Source organism: Microbacterium oleivorans (genome assembly GCF_001644225.1).
GTDB lineage: Bacteria > Actinomycetota > Actinomycetes > Actinomycetales > Microbacteriaceae > Microbacterium > Microbacterium gawkjiense.
This window is the reverse complement of the sequence record NZ_LSTV01000001.1, coordinates 259618-273840: the sequence shown is the minus strand read 5'-3', so window position 1 is coordinate 273840 and position 14223 is coordinate 259618. Positions and strand designations below refer to the sequence as shown.

Here is a 14223-nt window from a genome sequence, read left to right as displayed (position 1 = left end):
TGTAACGCGCACCCGAGCACTCCGATGGCGCGGCCGCAGTGACGACCCCCATCGTGCCGAAAGGATCCCCCACGCACATGCTTCGCCGCACCGCCCTGGCCGCCGCCGCGCTCGTCGCTGCCGGCGCCCTGCTCCTGTCCGGCTGCACCGGCTCCCAGCCCGGTCCCTCCGCCTCGGCAGGCACCCCCGACCCCGACGCATCCGTCAACGTGCGTCTCGTGCTCGAGCCGGGCAACCTCGACATCCGCGAGACGGCCGGTTCGGCCCTCGACCAGATCCTCGTCGACAACGTCTACCAGGGCCTCGTCGCCCGCACCCCCGACCAGGAGATCGTCCCGGCGCTCGCGAGCGACTACGAGGTCTCCGACGACAAGCTGACCTACACCTTCACGGTGCGCGAAGGCGTCACCTTCCACGACGGTCAGCCGCTCACCCCCCAGGACGTCGTGTGGTCGCTGACGCAGGTGCGCGACACCCCGACCTTCCGCGACTCCGCGCGGCTCGCGAACGTCGCGGACATCGCCGCCGACGGGCAGACCGTGACCCTCACGCTGAAGGCGCCCGATTCGACGCTCCTGTGGAGCCTCACGGGTCGCGCCGGGCTCGTCCTGAAGGAGGGCGACAAGATCGACCGCAAGACCGCGGCGAACGGCACCGGCCCCTTCCGTCTCACCGAATGGCGCGAGGGCGACAGCATCGTCTTCGAGCGCTTCGCCGAGTACTGGGGCACCCCGGCCGCCGCGGCCGAGGTCGTCTTCTCCTATGTGGGCGAAAACCAGGCCGCGCTCAGCGGCGCGCTGGCCGGCGAGTTCGACGTGCTCACCGGGTTCGACGCGAATCTGAAGGACCAGATCGAGGCGAACGGCGACTTCTCTCTCGAGATCGGCGAGTCCACCGATAAGGGAACGCTCGCGTTCAACCAGACCTCCGGTCCGCTCGCCGACGACCGGGTGCGCCAGGCGATCCGCCAGGCGATCGACAACGCGTCCATCGTCGAGGCGCTCGGCGCCGGCACGACGATGTACGGCCCGATCCCGTCGCTCGACCCGGGGTACGAGGACCTCGCCGACGTCGCCCCGTTCGACCCGGAGGCCGCGCGCGCCCTGCTCGCCGAGGCGGGCGCCGAAGACCTCACCCTCACGCTCACGATCCCCTCGGCCTACGGCACCACGGTCCCGCAGATCCTCGTCTCCAACCTGCGCGACGTGGGGATCACCCTCCAAGTGAACCCCGTCGAGTTCCCGGCGTGGATCAACGACGTGTACGTCAACAAGGACTACGAGCTGAGCTTCGTGCTGCACACCGAGGCGCGCGACTTCGAGAACTGGGCGAACCCCGACTACTACTTCACCTACGCCAACCCTGAGGTGCAGGCGCTGTACGCGCAGTCGGTCGCCGCGACCGACGACGCCGAGGCCGCCGATCTGCTCGCGCAGGCCGCGCGCATCGTGTCCGAGGACGACGCCGCCGACTGGCTCTACAACGGTGCGTCCGTCGTGGCGGTCGGCTCGAACGTGAGCGGGATGCCGACCGTCAACGTCAACGAGCGACTCAACGTCGCAGAACTGGCCAAGAGCGAGGGGTGATCCGTTACGCGCTGACGCGACTGGCCCTGCTGGTGCTGGGCCTGTTCGTCGCCAGTGCGCTGATCTTCACGACCCTGCGCATCCTCCCCGGTGACGTCGCGCAGCTCATCGCGGGCGTCAACTCCACCCCCGAGCAGATCGCAGGGATCCGCGAGCGCCTGGGACTCGACCGGCCACTGCCCGTGCAGTACGGCGACTGGATCGCCGGCATCCTCACGGGGGACCTCGGACGTTCGCAGCTGACCGGTACGCCGGTGGCCTCGGAGCTGCTGCAGAAGGCGGAGGTCACGGTGCCCCTCGGCATCCTCTCCTTCGTCATCGCCCTCATCGTCGCGGTCCCGTTCGGCGTGCACGCCGCGGTCCGGCACCGCCGACCGGACGGCGTCCTCGTCTCCGTCGGCGCGCAGGCCCTCGCCGCCGTCCCGGTCGTGTGGGCGGGGATGATGCTCGTCGTCGTCTTCGCCGTGTCGCTCGGCTGGCTGCCCGCCCAGGGGTTCCCGCGGGCCGGGTGGTCCGACCCCGGCGCGGCCGTCCGCGCCCTGCTCCTGCCGGCCCTCACGATCGGCGTCGTCGAGGGCGCGGTCCTGCTCCGGTTCGTGCGCTCGGCGACCCTGCAGGCGATGGGGCAGGACTTCGTGCGGACGGCGGCCGCGAAGGGACTCACCCGCACGCAGGCGCTTTTGCGGCACGGCCTGCCGAGCGTCGGCCTGTCGGTCGTCACCGTGCTGGGCGTCCAGGTCGCCGGCATCATGGTCGGCGCCGTCGTGATCGAGCAGCTCTTCAGCCTCCCCGGCATCGGCCGCATGCTCGTGGAGGACACCGGCAACCGGGACCTCGTGAAGGTGCAAGGCGAGCTGCTCGTGCTCACCGGGCTCGTCCTCGTCATCGGTTTCGCGGTCGACCTCGTCCATCGCCTCCTCGATCCGCGTCAGCGGGAGGCCGACTGATGCGGCGGTTCACGTGGGCGCAGCGGCTCTGGGGGTCGGGCACGGGACGGTTCGGCGTCGTCGTCGTTCTCGTCATCCTCGTCGTCGCCGCCGTCTCGCTCATCTGGACGCCGTTCGATCCGCAGCGCGTCGACGTCGCGAACCGGTGGTCCGGACCGGATGCCGCGCATCTGCTCGGCACCGACGGTTCGGGCCGCGACATCCTCAGCCTGCTCATGGCGGGCGCGCGCACGACGGTCCTCGTCGCCGTCGGCGCCGGGGTCATCGCGACCGTCATCGGGCTCGTGCTCGCGGCTCTCGGGGCGCTCACCCCGCGGCCCGTCCGCGAGGCCGTCACGGTGCTCGTCGACGTCCTCATCGCCTTCCCCGTGCTGCTCATCGCGATGATGATCTCGGCGGTGTGGGGCGGCTCCCTTCTCGTGGTCGTCGTCTCGGTCGGCATCGGGTTCGGGGTCAACATCGCCCGGGTGACCCGGCCCGAGCTCCGCCGGGTGCTGCACAGCGACTTCGTGCTCGCCGGACGCGCCTCGGGCTTGACCCCCTGGCAGAACCTGTGGCGCCACCTGCTGCCCAACGTCGCGCCGGTGTTCATCGTGCAGCTGTCCTGGGGCATGGCCGTCGCCGTCCTCGCCGAGGCGGGACTGTCCTACCTCGGGTTCGGCGCCCCCGTGACGGAGCCGTCGTGGGGGCTGCTGCTGGCCGACCTGCAGCGGTTCATCAGTGTCCACCCGCTCTCGGTGGTGTGGCCGGGGCTCGCGATCACCCTGACGGTGCTCGGTTTCAACCTCCTCGGCGACGCCCTGCGCGACGCCACCGACCCCACGCTGTCGCGCCGTGTCGGCCCGGTCGGCGCGGAACCGCCCGCGGCGGTGACGGCATGACGCTCTCGGTGGCGGGACTCACGATCGACGTCGGCGGTCGCCGCGTCGTCGACGGCGTCGACCTCGAGGTGGGAGACGGCGACCGCGTCGGCCTCATCGGCGAGTCGGGGTCGGGCAAGTCCCTCACGGCGCTCGCGATCCTCGGGCTCCTGCCCGACGGCGCGGAGGTCGGCGGCAGCATCCGCTGGGACGGGCGGGAGCTCGTCGGTATGCGGGATCGCGACCTCGCGCAGCTGCGCGGGGACGAGATCGGCATGGTATTCCAGGAGCCGCAGACGGCGCTCAACCCGATCCGCACGGTGGGGCGACAGATCGCCGAGTCGATCCGCATCCACCATCGCGACGTCTCCCGCGCCGACGCGTGGGCGCGGGCGGTCGAGGAGGCGCGCCGGGTGCGCCTGCCCGATCCGGAGTCGATCGTCCGCCGCTACCCGCACCAGCTCTCGGGCGGACAGCGTCAGCGCGTCGCGATCGCCATGGCCCTCGCCTGCCGGCCGCGTCTGCTCATCGCCGACGAGCCCACGACGGCGCTCGACGTGACGATCCAAGCCGAGATCCTCGACCTGCTGCACCAGCTCGTCGACGAGGACGGGATGTCGCTCGTGTTCATCACGCACGACCTCGCGGTGCTCTCGCAGATCGCGACGGACGCCGTCGTCCTCGACACCGGACGCGTCGTCGAGCAGGGACCGCTGCGCACGCTGCTGCACTCCCCCGCCTCCCCCGTCACGCAGGCCCTGCTGCGGGACGCGACGGCGACCCTGTGGCGACCGAGGGGGGACGCGTGAGCGAACTGATCCGTGCGCGCGGACTCACGCGGCGGTACCGGATGCCGCGGGCCGGTGCCTTCGCACCGAAACGGTGGACGACGGCGCTCGACGACGTGGACGTCGACGTCCGCGCCCACAGCGCCCTCGGCATCATCGGCGAGTCCGGCTCGGGCAAGTCCACGCTGGTGCGCCTGCTGCTCGGCCTCGACACGGCGACCGCCGGCACCGTCGAGTTCGACGGGCGTCCCGTCGACGGGAGCGCACCCGCTCGCTCCCTGCACTGGCTGCGGCGGCGGACCGGCATCGTCTTCCAGGACCCGTACGGGTCGCTCGACCCGCGGATGAGCGTCGGACGCATCGTCGGCGAGCCGCTGTCGGCGCTCGAGATCCCGGGCGACCACCGCGCGCGCGTGCGGGAGGTGCTGGACGACGTCGGCCTGCCCGCCGACGCCGCGGAGCGGTTCCCCCACGAGTTCTCGGGCGGTCAGCGGCAGCGCATCGCCCTCGCCCGCGCCCTCGTGCACCGGCCCGACGTCCTCGTCGGCGACGAGCCGCTGTCGGCGCTCGACGTGACCGTCCGGGCGCAGATCCTCGACCTCATCCGGGGCCTGCGGCAGCAGAACGGCCTGACCCTGGTGATGGTCTCGCACGACATCGGCGTGGTGCAGAACCTCTGCGACGACGTCGTCGTCATGACCGAGGGCCGTGTCGTCGAGGAGGGCCCGACCGAGAAGGTCCTGCTCGATCCGCAGGTCGCCTACACCCGTCGCCTGCTCGCGTCGATCCCCGTCATCGACCCGCGCGAGCGCTGACCGACGGCCCGGGTGTCGGCGCCGGGCACTAGCGTGGCCGCATGCACGCCATCGTCCCGCCGTACCTGCTCGCCCGTCTCGCGGCCGCTCCGGCCGAACGATTCCCGCACGCCGTCGCCGCCGCACGCGCGACCCTCGCCGTCCCGCGGGCGTACGCGCCGATGCGCGCGCACCTCGACCTGTCGGTCGACGGCGACGCCCTCGTCGTCTCGGCGGCGCCCGACCCCGACCGGCTGATCTCCGACGCGCAGAACCGCGAGGAGCTGCCGGGCACCCCCGCCCGCGCCGAGGGCGCCGCCCCCACCGGCGACGCGGCGGTCGACGAGGCGTACGACGGGCTCGGCGCGACCTTCACCTTCCTCTGGGACGCCTTCGAGCGGGTCGGTCTCGACGGCCGCAGCGGCGCTCTCGCCGCCACCGTGCACTACGGCCGGGCGTACGACAACGCGTTCTGGGACGGCGAGCGCATGGTGTTCGGCGACGGCGACGGCGAGGTGTTCGCCGGGTTCACCCGTTCGCTCAGCGTCATCGCGCACGAGCTCGGGCACGGCGTCATCGACAGCGCCGGCGGCCTCGACTACTCGGGGCAGTCCGGCGCGCTCAACGAATCGATCGCCGACGTCTTCGGGGCGCTCACCGACCAGCACCACCACGGACAGACGGCGGATGCCGCGACCTGGCTCGTCGGCGCCGAGATCTTCACCGACGCCGTCACCGGATCGGCGCTGCGCTCGCTCGCCGCCCCGGGCACCGCCTACGACGACGATGTGCTCGGCAAGGACCCGCAGCCCTCGCACATGCGCGACTTCGTCGAGACCTCAGGCGACAACGGCGGCGTGCACATCAACTCCGGCATCCCGAACAAGGCCTTCCACCTCGTCGCCACGGCGCTCGGCGGCTACGCCTGGGAGCGCGCGGGACGTATCTGGTACCTCACCCTCACCGCCGGTTCCCTCAGCCCCGCCGCCACCTTCGCGCAGTTCGCGACGGCGACCGCGGACACGGCGGCGCGGGAGTACGGTGAGGACTCGGAGGAGGCCGTCGCCGTCCGCACCGCGTGGGCGAGCGTCGGAGTCGTGGAGGATGCCCGAACCCGCTGACCCGATGACGATCGACGTGGTGCGCACCGGCGGCTTCGCAGGGCTGCGCCGGGCATGGCGCGTCGAAGTCGCCCCCGAGGAGGCGGACGGGTGGATGCCGCTCATCGACGCGTGCCCGTGGGAGGAACCACCGGCATCCGCTCCCGGTGCCGACCGGTTCTCGTGGGAGGTCGCCGTGGCCGGCGGCTCGTGCCACCGCCGGGCGTCGCTCGGCGACGGCGACGCCGCCGGGCCCTGGCGCGACCTGATCGACCGGGTGCAGGCCGACGGCGCGGCGGTGCCGGCTCCCTGACTCAGCGCGCGCGGATGCGCGAGAGGATCGATTCCTTCTTCTTCGGGTTGAGGTGCTTCTGCAGGTAGATCGTGCCGAGCGATCGCCCGAACTTGTATCCGACGCGCCCCATCCGGCCCACCTCGACGAAACCGAGCCGCTCGTGCAGGGCGAGCGAACCCTCGGCCCCCTTGTCGCTGATGACGGCGACCATCTCGCGGATGCCCTTCTCCTCGCACGCGGCGATGAGGGCCTGCAGCAGCGCCTTCCCGAGCCCCTTGCCGGTGGCCGCCTGGCCCAGGTAGATCGAGTTCTCGACGGTGTAGCGGAAGCCGCTCTTGCCCGTCCAGGGCGAGACGAGGCCGTAGCCGAGGATCTGCCCGGTCGGCGAGACGGCGACGAGGAACGGCAGCCCGAGCTTCGTCAGGTGGTCGAACTTCTCCACCCACTGCGCGTGCGTCCAGCGCTTCTCGTCGAAGGTGACGACGGAGTTGGTGACGTAGTAGTTGTAGATCTCCCGGACGTCCGGCATGTCGGTGCGCACGGCGGGACGCAGCTCGAAGGAGAACTCGCGCTCGGGCTCGGGCCGGCGGCGGAGGTGACGGGGCAGGCGACGACGATCGCGCTCGTACTCGTCCTCCAGCATGCCGCCAGCATACGGCTCACCGGCGGCCCGTCCCGTCAGTCGGGCAGCCGCCAGTCGACGGGGGCCGCCCCCTGCGCCTCGAGCAGCGCGTTCACCCGAGAGAACGGCCGCGACCCGAAGAAGCCGCGCCGCGCCGAGAGGGGGGACGGATGCGCCGACTCGACGCGCGGGGTGTCGCCGAGCATGGGGATGAGGCCCGCGGCATCCCTCCCCCACAGCACCGCGACGAGCGGACCGGGCCGCGCGACGAGGGTGCGGATCGCGTGCTCGGTGACGCGTTCCCACCCCCAGCCGCGGTGGGAGCCCGCCTCGCCGGGCGCGACGGTGAGGACGCGGTTGAGGAGCAGGACGCCCTGCTCGGTCCACGCCGACAGGTCGCCGTGGGGCGCCGGGGGGATGCCGAGATCGGCCGAGAGCTCGGCGTAGATGTTGGCGAGGCTGCGCGGCAGCGGACGCACGTGGCGCTCGACGGCGAACGAGAGGCCGATCGGATGCCCCGGGGTGGGGTACGGGTCCTGGCCGACGATGAGCACCCGCACGCGCGACAGCGGCTGCGCGAAGGCGCGCAGGACGTGGCGTCCCTCGGGCAAGTAGCCGCGCTCGTCGGCGCGCAGGCGGTCGCCGAGGGCCGCGATGTCGGATGCCACGGGCCCGAGCGCGTGGGCCCATTCCGGGTCGAGCAGACCGTCGGCGGCCAGGTCGTCGAGCGAGCGGGCGGTCATGCGCCGGCGGGGAGCCCCTGGTCCTCCTGGACCACGGTTCCGCGGAACGACCAGGGGAAGTCGATCCAGAGGTCGGTCTCGCGCCACGAGTAGTCGGGCATCGCGATCGATCCCGGCTTCGTGTAGATGCACACCGAGCGGACGTCGGCGCCGGCCTCCCGCAGCATCTTCACGGCGAGCGCGAGGGTGCGGCCGCTGTCGGCGACGTCGTCGACGAGGAGCACGCGCTTGCCCGGCAGGGCGCCGAGGTCGAGGTCGGGCGGCAGGAGCGCGGGGGCGTCGAGCACCGTGCCGATGCCGGTGTAGAACTCGACGTTCAACGCACCGCAGCTCTTCACCCCCAAGCCGTACGCGATCGCTCCGGCGGGCAGCAGTCCCCCGCGGGCGATGGCGACGACGATGTCGGGAGCGAACCCGTCGGCGATGATCGATCGCGCGAGGTCGCGGGTCGCCCCGCCGAAATCGTCCCAGGTCAACGTCTCGCGTTCGGCGGCCACCGGCATCCCTTCGTCCATGAGGTCCCAGACTACGACCTGCGGGGCGGGCGCCTTCGCGGTCGCGGGCCCCTCCGGCGCTAGGTGTACTGACCCGGATCGTTGTTGCCGTAGGAGAGACGTCCGGGGTCGAGTTGGAGCTGTCTAGGTTCTCTCGAGTCCTCGGAGGTCTCTCTTGTCTCACGGGAACGCCCGGCTGACGCCGGCCGGCAGGTTGGTCATGGTTCAGCGCATCGGATCGGGGCGTGCGGTCGCGCACGTCGCGGCGGAGATGGGTGTGTCACGCACGACGGCGTGGCGGTGGCGGAGGTTCCGTAAGTCTGGGCCAGCGGCGCTGGTCGACCGTTCCAGCGTCGCCCGCTCGCATCCTCGCCGGACAACGACGACCGGGCCGCTGCCTTGACTGCCTGAGTCGATCACTACGACCTAGACAGGCGCCACCTCGGCATCGGAAGCAAGACCGCCATCGACCGCATCAACAACGGTCGGAGTCAGTACAGCTGGGTTCCGGTGCGCTTCGGCGAATCGCGCAGCCTTCCACGGATACGAGCGATCGCCTGGAGCGGCCCGCTCACGTTCTCGCCGATGTTCTCGGCCACCCACTGAAAGTACCGTTCGGCTTCGTCTAGGACCCCGGGAAAGAAGGTCGCCGGATCGACGACCGATGTTTCCGTGTTGATCGTGAGCAGTGTGGTCTGACGAACCCGCCGGAGCAGGATGGGCGCGGGTTGACCGGGAAAGCTCGTCTCTGCTGCCCCGTGGTCGAGGAAGCTTCCGATCGCGTCGACCAGGTTCGACCAGATGCCTCCCACGTGATCCCACAGGTCCCCGGCGATCAGATTGCGGCCGTAGTGCTCCAGGGCGACATAGCCTTCATCGCCGTACGAGTTCCGCCGGAGACGCTCCCGCCACAACGCCGCCGCTCGTTCGGGCTCCTCGTACACACTCACGAGATACGTGGGGTGGTTCTCAGTGAAGTCTTCGAGGTCCGTCACGGTGTGAGGGACGAGGATGAACGAGTTGCTCGCGACTGCCGGAGCCGACAGGTCGGTATCAAGAGGGCTCATTGATCCATCCTTAACGCGGGTAGAACTGGACGACGCTGCCATTTTGAATCGTCATCGTGTACTTCACTCCTTCGGCACTTCCGCTCAAGGTGAACATTGAACCAGTCCCCTTGGACTTGAGAGTGTTCGGCCACTGCTTCATAGCCACATGAACGAGCGCCTTGACGTCCGGAACGCTCATGTTCGGATGGAAGAACGTTTGCGTTGCTTTGGTGGACCCGTCCCAATACTTGGGGTGGTGGCGCGTCAGAATGTGCCGGATTCCAGCTTTGTCCAGCTTGAATGTGTGCGCACCTGCTCGGAGCTGGAGCGTTGTGCGCCCTAACCGCAAGCGGGGACTCGGATATGACTACGTCCACACCGTCATCGACGACCACTCTCGCGTCGCCTACGCGGAGATCCACGACGACGACGAGAAAGGCGCGACAGCTGCCGGCGTGCTGGAACGGGACATCGCGTTCTACGCGGTCCTCGGGGTCCGGGTCGAACGCGTCATCAGCCACAACGTGTTCGCCCATCGGCACTCAGCAGCGTTCCGCGCCGTGATCGACGCGCACGGCATCACGCAGAAGTTCATCCGCCCGCACTGCCCCTGGACGAACGTGAAAGTCGAGCGCCTGAACCGGACCCTCGCCGCCGAGTGGGCATACGCCCACCCCTGGACATTCAACGACGACCGGGCCGCTGCCTTGACGGCCTGGATCGATCACTACAACCTAGACAGGCGCCACCTCGGCATCGGAGGCAAGACCGCCATCGACCGCATCGACAACGGTCGGAGTCAGTACAGCTAGGCTCGCGCTCGTGACCGGCTCCGCGCGCTCCTCGACCCTGCGCTCCTCAGCGCTGCGTTCCTCGGCCGCGGGGATCACCGCCGGGCTCATCGGGTGGTTCATCCTCGTCGAGATCGTCAGCGGCATCCTGCAGGGGTTCTACGTGCCCCTGTTCAGCGACATCGTGATCCAGCTCGGGATCCGCGACGCCGACGTCAACTGGTTCGAGGCGGGGCAGCTGCTGCTCAGCGCCCTCGTCGTGCCGATCCTCGCGAAGCTCGGCGACATGTTCGGCCACAAGCGCATCCTGCTCGTCGCGGCGATCCTCACCGCGCTCGCCTCGTGGGGTCTCGTCTTCGCCGACTCGTTCTGGACGTTCCTGCTGTTCTGGTCGCTGCAGGGCTTCTACGTCGTGTGGCTCCCGCTCGAGATCGCGCTGATCTTCGAACGGGGGCGGCAGCAGAACCGCGGCGTCTCGATGACCCGGCGCGCCGCGGGTCTGCTGGTCGTCGGGCTCGAGGCCGGCGCCATCATGGGCGCGCTCGCGGCGGGTCGCATCTATGCGGCGACAGGCGACCTGGGCCTCACCCTCATGGTGCCCGCCGTCGCGGTCTCGCTCATCGCGCTCGTCATCTGGCTCTTCGTCCCCGAGTCGACGCCGAGCGGCGAGCGCCGCCTCGACACGTGGGGCGTCGTCCTGCTCGCGTGGGGTCTGCTGCTGGTCACCGGTGCACTGGCGTGGATGCGGCTCATCGGCGAGCTCGCACTCGGCCCGGTGGCGTGGGCGGGGGTCGTGGGGCTGTTCGTCGTCGGCGTCGGCGTGCTGGTCTGGTTCGTCCGTCACGAGCGGGGCCACGCCTCGCCGGTGATCGACGTGCGGGTCCTCGCCCGACCCGACATGTGGCCGGTGCAGGCGACCGCCTTCCTCATCGGCATCAGTCTTCTCGGTGCGCAGGGGCCTCTGTCCACCTACGCCGGGACCGACTCCTCGCTCGGCTACGGACTCGGATTGGATGCGACCGAGCGCTCGTACGTGATCGGGCTGTACCTCGTCTCGCTGATCGTCGGCGCGGTGCTGTTCGCCGTCACCTCGCGACGGGTCAGCCCGCGCCTCGCGCTCATCGCCGCCGCCGGCCTGGTGGGCGTCGGCTACGCCCTCTTCCTGCCGTTCCACCTCGAGGTGTGGCAGGTGCTGCTGAACCTGTCGATCGCGGGCATCGGCTGCGGCGCGCTCGTCGGCGCCCTGCCCGCCGCCGCGGCGGCGGCCGCCCCGCTCGGCAAGACCGGTGAGGCCTCCGGCCTGACCAACACGACGAAGACGATCGGCGGGGCGTTCTCGTCCGCCGTGTTCGGCGTAGTCCTCGCCGCCGGCGCCGGCACCGTCGTGGGTCAGACAGCGAGCTCGCTCGGCGGCTACCTCACGGTGTGGGCGATCTGCGCAGCCGGCGGATTCCTCGCCGCCGTGCTGCTGGTGTTCGTGCCGAAGGTCGCGTTCGCCGACGCCCCGCCCGCGGGCTGAGCGCGGTCAGTCCTTGTCGCTGCGGGGGCGGAGGCGCCCCCGCGCCAGCAGGTGCTGCGCCGACTGGGCAACCGGTCGCATCGTGACGAGGTCGAGGTTCACGTGTCCCGGCGCCTCGAGCGCGTACCCGATGACGTCGGCGACGTCGGCCGCCGTCAGCGGCTCGTCGACGCCGTCGTAGACCTTCTCGGCCGCGGCCCGGTCGCCGCCGAGGCGGTTGAGCGAGAACTCCTCGGTCTGCACCATCCCGGGGGCGATCTCGACGACGCGGATCGGCTCGCCGTTCAGCTCGAGCCGCAGCGCATGCACCAGCATCGACTCCCCCGCCTTCGCCGCGTTGTACCCCGCACCGCCCGGGTAGGCGGTCTGGGCCGCGGTCGAGGTGACGTAGACCGTGTCGGCGTGACCGTCGGCCTCGGCGGCGCGCCGCAGGAGCGGCAGGAGGGCTGCCGTCAGCAGCTGCGCCGACAGGACGTTGGCCTCGAACATCCAGCGCCAGTCGGCGGCGTCGCCGTCCTCGACGCGCTGCGTCCCGCGGGCGCCGCCCGCGACGTGGACGAGCGCGTGCACCGGACCGGTGTCGGCGAGGTGCGCGGCGAGCGCCGCGACGTCCGCCTCGCTCGTGAGGTCGGCGGCGTACGAGCGCGACCCGATCTCGGCGTCGAGGGCCTCCAGGCGCGCGGCGCGCCGGGCCACTCCGACGACGTCCCAGCCCCTCGCGCGGAGGTCGCGCACGATCGCCTCACCGATCCCCGAGCTCGCGCCGGTCACCACTGCACGTCGATTCGCCATGGGGTCCACGCTAGCCACTCGCGACCCGCCCCCGGCACGCCGTCACGTTACGCCGCGTGTCCGTTCCGTTGTCCTCACCGGATGCGGCTCGTAACGTCGGTGTCGGGCCCGCGGCATCCATCCGCAGGCCGTCACCCCACCGTCCACTCACGCAGGGAGCCCGTCATGTCCGCACCCGAGAACTGGCGCTTCGAGACCAAGCAGATCCACACCGGCGCCGCTCCGGACCCGGTCACCAAGGCCCGCGCCACGCCGATCTACCAGACGACGTCGTACGTCTTCGACAACGCCGACCACGCCGCGAACCTGTTCGCCCTGGCGGAGTTCGGCAACATTTACACCCGCATCCAGAACCCGACGCAGGACGTCCTCGAGCAGCGTCTCGCGGGCCTCGAGGGCGGCACCGGTGCACTCCTCGTCGCCTCGGGCCAGGCGGCCGAGACCTTCGCCGTCCTCAACATCGCGCAGGCCGGCGACCACATCGTCTCGTCGAGCTCGATCTACGGCGGCACGTACAACCTCTTCAAGTACACGCTCGCCAAGCTCGGCATCGAGACGACGTTCGTCGAGAACCAGGACGACGTCGAGGAGTGGCGTCGCGCGGTCCGCCCGAACACGAAGCTGTTCTTCGCCGAGACGATCGGCAACCCGCAGATCAACGTGCTCGACATCCGCACCGTCGCCGACGTCGCCCACGAGGCGGGCGTCCCGCTCATCGTCGACAACACGATCGCGACGCCCTACCTCATCCGTCCGTTCGAGCACGGCGCCGACATCGTCGTGCACTCGGTCACGAAGTTCCTCGGCGGCCACGGCACCACGATCGGCGGCGCCATCATCGACGGCGGCTCGTTCCCGTGGTCCCAGCACTCCGACCGCTTCCCCGGTCTCACGACCCCCGACGAGTCCTACCACGGCGCCGTCTACACCGACGCGGTGGGCGACGGCCTGGCCTACATCATCAAGGCGCGCGTGCAGCTGCTGCGCGACCTCGGCTCGGCCATCTCGCCGCAGAGCGCGTGGAACCTCATCCAGGGTGTCGAGACGCTGTCGCTGCGCATCGAGCGCCACGTGCAGAACGCGCAGGAGATCGCGGAGTGGCTCGAGAACCACCCCGACGTCGCTTCGGTGAACTACTCGGGTCTGCCCACCTCGCCCTGGTACGCCGCGGCGAACCGCTACGCCCCCAAGGGCGTCGGTGCGGTGCTGTCGTTCGAGCTCAAGGGCGGCGTCGCCGCCGGTCGTGAGTTCGTCAACGCGCTCACCCTGTTCAGCCACCTCGCGAACATCGGCGACGTGCGCTCGCTCGTCATCCACCCGGCATCCACGACGCACTCGCAGCTGACCCCGGAGCAGCAGCTCACCTCGGGCGTCACGCCGGGCCTCGTCCGCCTGTCGGTCGGCCTCGAGAACATCGACGACTTGAAGGCCGACCTCTACCAGGCCCTCGCCGCCGCGCGCCGCCTCTCCGAGGCCGCCCGCGCCTGACCTCCCCTCCTCAGGAGACCGACACCCCGCCCGGGTCCGCCCGCGGCGGGGTGTCGTGCGTGCGGCGCCGTCATCCTCGGGGATGACCCCGGTCACCCCTTCAGACGGATGAGCGCCCCCGGGACCGCCACCTAGATTGGCGGGATGCAGATGAGCGACAAGAAACGCGCGGTGAACCTCGGATTCGGTATCGGTATCGCCCTCGTCGTCCTGGGGCTCCTGGTGGTCTGGTTCGCGCCGGCGGTCTGGAGCGGCTGGGCAACGTTCGCGGTCGTCGTGGGCGTCATCGCCGCCCTCATCGGGTTCGTGTTCGCCCTCATCCCCGCCCGCGACCACCCCTGAGGGGGCGCCGGGC

Annotated in this window: 15 protein-coding genes and 2 pseudogenes; 12 read left to right on the top strand and 5 right to left on the bottom strand. The window is 70.8% G+C overall.

Annotated features, from left to right (window positions below):
* Nucleotides 1–77 precede the first annotated feature (77 nt).
* Genes AYL44_RS01235 through AYL44_RS01205 form a run of 7 tightly spaced genes read left to right on the top strand, consistent with a single transcriptional unit; the run spans nucleotide 78 to nucleotide 6388 of the window.
* Nucleotides 78–1586 (top strand): ABC transporter substrate-binding protein, encoded by a 1509-nt coding sequence (locus AYL44_RS01235; RefSeq protein ID WP_064001449.1) that lies wholly within the window; start codon nucleotides 78–80, stop codon nucleotides 1584–1586.
* Nucleotides 1583–2533: an ABC transporter permease gene (locus AYL44_RS01230; RefSeq protein WP_064001448.1), complete on the top strand. Its 951-nt coding sequence runs from the start codon at nucleotides 1583–1585 to the stop codon at nucleotides 2531–2533. Before AYL44_RS01235 ends, AYL44_RS01230 begins: the two co-directional genes overlap by 4 nt.
* A complete protein-coding gene (locus tag AYL44_RS01225) occupies nucleotides 2533–3414 on the top strand; it encodes an ABC transporter permease (protein WP_064001447.1) in 882 nt (293 codons plus the stop codon). Before AYL44_RS01230 ends, AYL44_RS01225 begins: the two co-directional genes overlap by 1 nt.
* The gene (locus AYL44_RS01220) at nucleotides 3411–4202 is read left to right on the top strand and encodes an ABC transporter ATP-binding protein (protein WP_064001446.1); all 792 of its coding nucleotides are present in this window, start codon (nucleotides 3411–3413) and stop codon (nucleotides 4200–4202) included. Before AYL44_RS01225 ends, AYL44_RS01220 begins: the two co-directional genes overlap by 4 nt.
* A 41-nt stretch (nucleotides 4203–4243) precedes the next feature.
* Nucleotides 4244–4996 carry an ABC transporter ATP-binding protein gene (locus AYL44_RS01215; RefSeq protein ID WP_064002415.1) on the top strand — a complete coding sequence of 251 codons (753 nt, stop codon included), beginning with the start codon at nucleotides 4244–4246 and terminating at the stop codon, nucleotides 4994–4996.
* 41 nt (nucleotides 4997–5037) lie between these two features.
* Entirely contained in the window at nucleotides 5038–6096 is a 1059-nt protein-coding gene (locus AYL44_RS01210; RefSeq protein ID WP_064001445.1) for a M4 family metallopeptidase, read from the top strand.
* The gene (locus tag AYL44_RS01205) at nucleotides 6080–6388 is read left to right on the top strand and encodes a protealysin inhibitor emfourin (protein ID WP_064001444.1); all 309 of its coding nucleotides are present in this window, start codon (nucleotides 6080–6082) and stop codon (nucleotides 6386–6388) included. The genes AYL44_RS01210 and AYL44_RS01205 overlap by 17 nt, the downstream gene beginning before the upstream one ends.
* 1 nt (nucleotide 6389) lies before the next feature.
* Here the strand turns inward: AYL44_RS01205 and AYL44_RS01200 are convergent, their stop codons facing one another.
* The 3 genes from AYL44_RS01200 to AYL44_RS01190 are packed head-to-tail and all read right to left on the bottom strand — an operon-like array spanning nucleotide 6390 to nucleotide 8250.
* Nucleotides 6390–7013 carry a GNAT family N-acetyltransferase gene (locus AYL44_RS01200; RefSeq protein ID WP_064001443.1) on the bottom strand — a complete coding sequence of 208 codons (624 nt, stop codon included), beginning with the start codon at nucleotides 7011–7013 and terminating at the stop codon, nucleotides 6390–6392.
* A gap of 35 nt (nucleotides 7014–7048) precedes the next feature.
* Entirely contained in the window at nucleotides 7049–7735 is a 687-nt protein-coding gene (locus AYL44_RS01195; RefSeq protein WP_064001442.1) for a uracil-DNA glycosylase, read from the bottom strand.
* Complete coding sequence (locus AYL44_RS01190) at nucleotides 7732–8250, bottom strand: phosphoribosyltransferase (protein WP_064001441.1); 519 nt, start codon at nucleotides 8248–8250, stop codon at nucleotides 7732–7734. Before AYL44_RS01190 ends, AYL44_RS01195 begins: the two co-directional genes overlap by 4 nt.
* A gap of 154 nt (nucleotides 8251–8404) precedes the next feature.
* On the opposite strand from AYL44_RS01190, the pseudogene AYL44_RS14330 reads away from it, so the two are divergent.
* Nucleotides 8405–8611, top strand: a pseudogene (locus AYL44_RS14330) (helix-turn-helix domain-containing protein); the annotation flags it as partial.
* A 109-nt stretch (nucleotides 8612–8720) separates the two neighbouring features.
* Here the strand turns inward: AYL44_RS14330 and AYL44_RS01185 are convergent.
* Complete coding sequence (locus AYL44_RS01185; protein ID WP_064001440.1) at nucleotides 8721–9296, bottom strand: hypothetical protein; 576 nt, start codon at nucleotides 9294–9296, stop codon at nucleotides 8721–8723.
* 326 nt (nucleotides 9297–9622) lie between these two features.
* On the opposite strand from AYL44_RS01185, the pseudogene AYL44_RS01180 reads away from it, so the two are divergent.
* Together AYL44_RS01180 and AYL44_RS01175 are read left to right on the top strand one after the other, a co-directional pair.
* Nucleotides 9623–10090 (top strand): annotated as a pseudogene (locus tag AYL44_RS01180) (integrase core domain-containing protein); the annotation flags it as partial.
* 52 nt (nucleotides 10091–10142) lie between these two features.
* Nucleotides 10143–11588: an MFS transporter gene (locus tag AYL44_RS01175; RefSeq protein ID WP_064002414.1), complete on the top strand. Its 1446-nt coding sequence runs from the start codon at nucleotides 10143–10145 to the stop codon at nucleotides 11586–11588.
* 6 nt (nucleotides 11589–11594) lie between these two features.
* On the opposite strand, the gene AYL44_RS01170 is transcribed toward AYL44_RS01175, so the two are convergent.
* Entirely contained in the window at nucleotides 11595–12380 is a 786-nt protein-coding gene (locus AYL44_RS01170; protein WP_197471559.1) for an SDR family oxidoreductase, read from the bottom strand.
* Nucleotides 12381–12545: 165 nt separating this feature from the next.
* Between AYL44_RS01170 and AYL44_RS01165 the strand changes: the two genes are divergently transcribed.
* Both AYL44_RS01165 and AYL44_RS01160 read left to right on the top strand, forming a co-directional pair.
* Nucleotides 12546–13868, top strand: a complete 1323-nt coding sequence (locus AYL44_RS01165) for a bifunctional o-acetylhomoserine/o-acetylserine sulfhydrylase (protein WP_064001438.1) — start codon at nucleotides 12546–12548, stop codon at nucleotides 13866–13868.
* Nucleotides 13869–14012: 144 nt separating this feature from the next.
* Nucleotides 14013–14210, top strand: a complete 198-nt coding sequence (locus AYL44_RS01160; protein WP_064001437.1) for a hypothetical protein — start codon at nucleotides 14013–14015, stop codon at nucleotides 14208–14210.
* Nucleotides 14211–14223 lie beyond the last annotated feature (13 nt).

Coding starts and splice junctions, on each gene's coding strand:
- AYL44_RS01235 (WP_064001449.1), top strand. CDS start 78: ATGCTTCGCCGCACCGCCCTGGCCGCCGCCGCGCTCGTCGCTGCCGGC.
- AYL44_RS01225 (WP_064001447.1), top strand. CDS start 2,533: ATGCGGCGGTTCACGTGGGCGCAGCGGCTCTGGGGGTCGGGCACGGGA.
- AYL44_RS01220 (WP_064001446.1), top strand. CDS start 3,411: ATGACGCTCTCGGTGGCGGGACTCACGATCGACGTCGGCGGTCGCCGC.
- AYL44_RS01215 (WP_064002415.1), top strand. CDS start 4,244: ATGCCGCGGGCCGGTGCCTTCGCACCGAAACGGTGGACGACGGCGCTC.
- AYL44_RS01210 (WP_064001445.1), top strand. CDS start 5,038: ATGCACGCCATCGTCCCGCCGTACCTGCTCGCCCGTCTCGCGGCCGCT.
- AYL44_RS01205 (WP_064001444.1), top strand. CDS start 6,080: ATGCCCGAACCCGCTGACCCGATGACGATCGACGTGGTGCGCACCGGC.
- AYL44_RS01200 (WP_064001443.1), bottom strand. CDS start 7,013: ATGCTGGAGGACGAGTACGAGCGCGATCGTCGTCGCCTGCCCCGTCAC.
- AYL44_RS01195 (WP_064001442.1), bottom strand. CDS start 7,735: ATGACCGCCCGCTCGCTCGACGACCTGGCCGCCGACGGTCTGCTCGAC.
- AYL44_RS01190 (WP_064001441.1), bottom strand. CDS start 8,250: ATGGACGAAGGGATGCCGGTGGCCGCCGAACGCGAGACGTTGACCTGG.
- AYL44_RS01185 (WP_064001440.1), bottom strand. CDS start 9,296: ATGAGCCCTCTTGATACCGACCTGTCGGCTCCGGCAGTCGCGAGCAAC.
- AYL44_RS01170 (WP_197471559.1), bottom strand. CDS start 12,380: ATGGCGAATCGACGTGCAGTGGTGACCGGCGCGAGCTCGGGGATCGGT.
- AYL44_RS01165 (WP_064001438.1), top strand. CDS start 12,546: ATGTCCGCACCCGAGAACTGGCGCTTCGAGACCAAGCAGATCCACACC.
- AYL44_RS01160 (WP_064001437.1), top strand. CDS start 14,013: ATGCAGATGAGCGACAAGAAACGCGCGGTGAACCTCGGATTCGGTATC.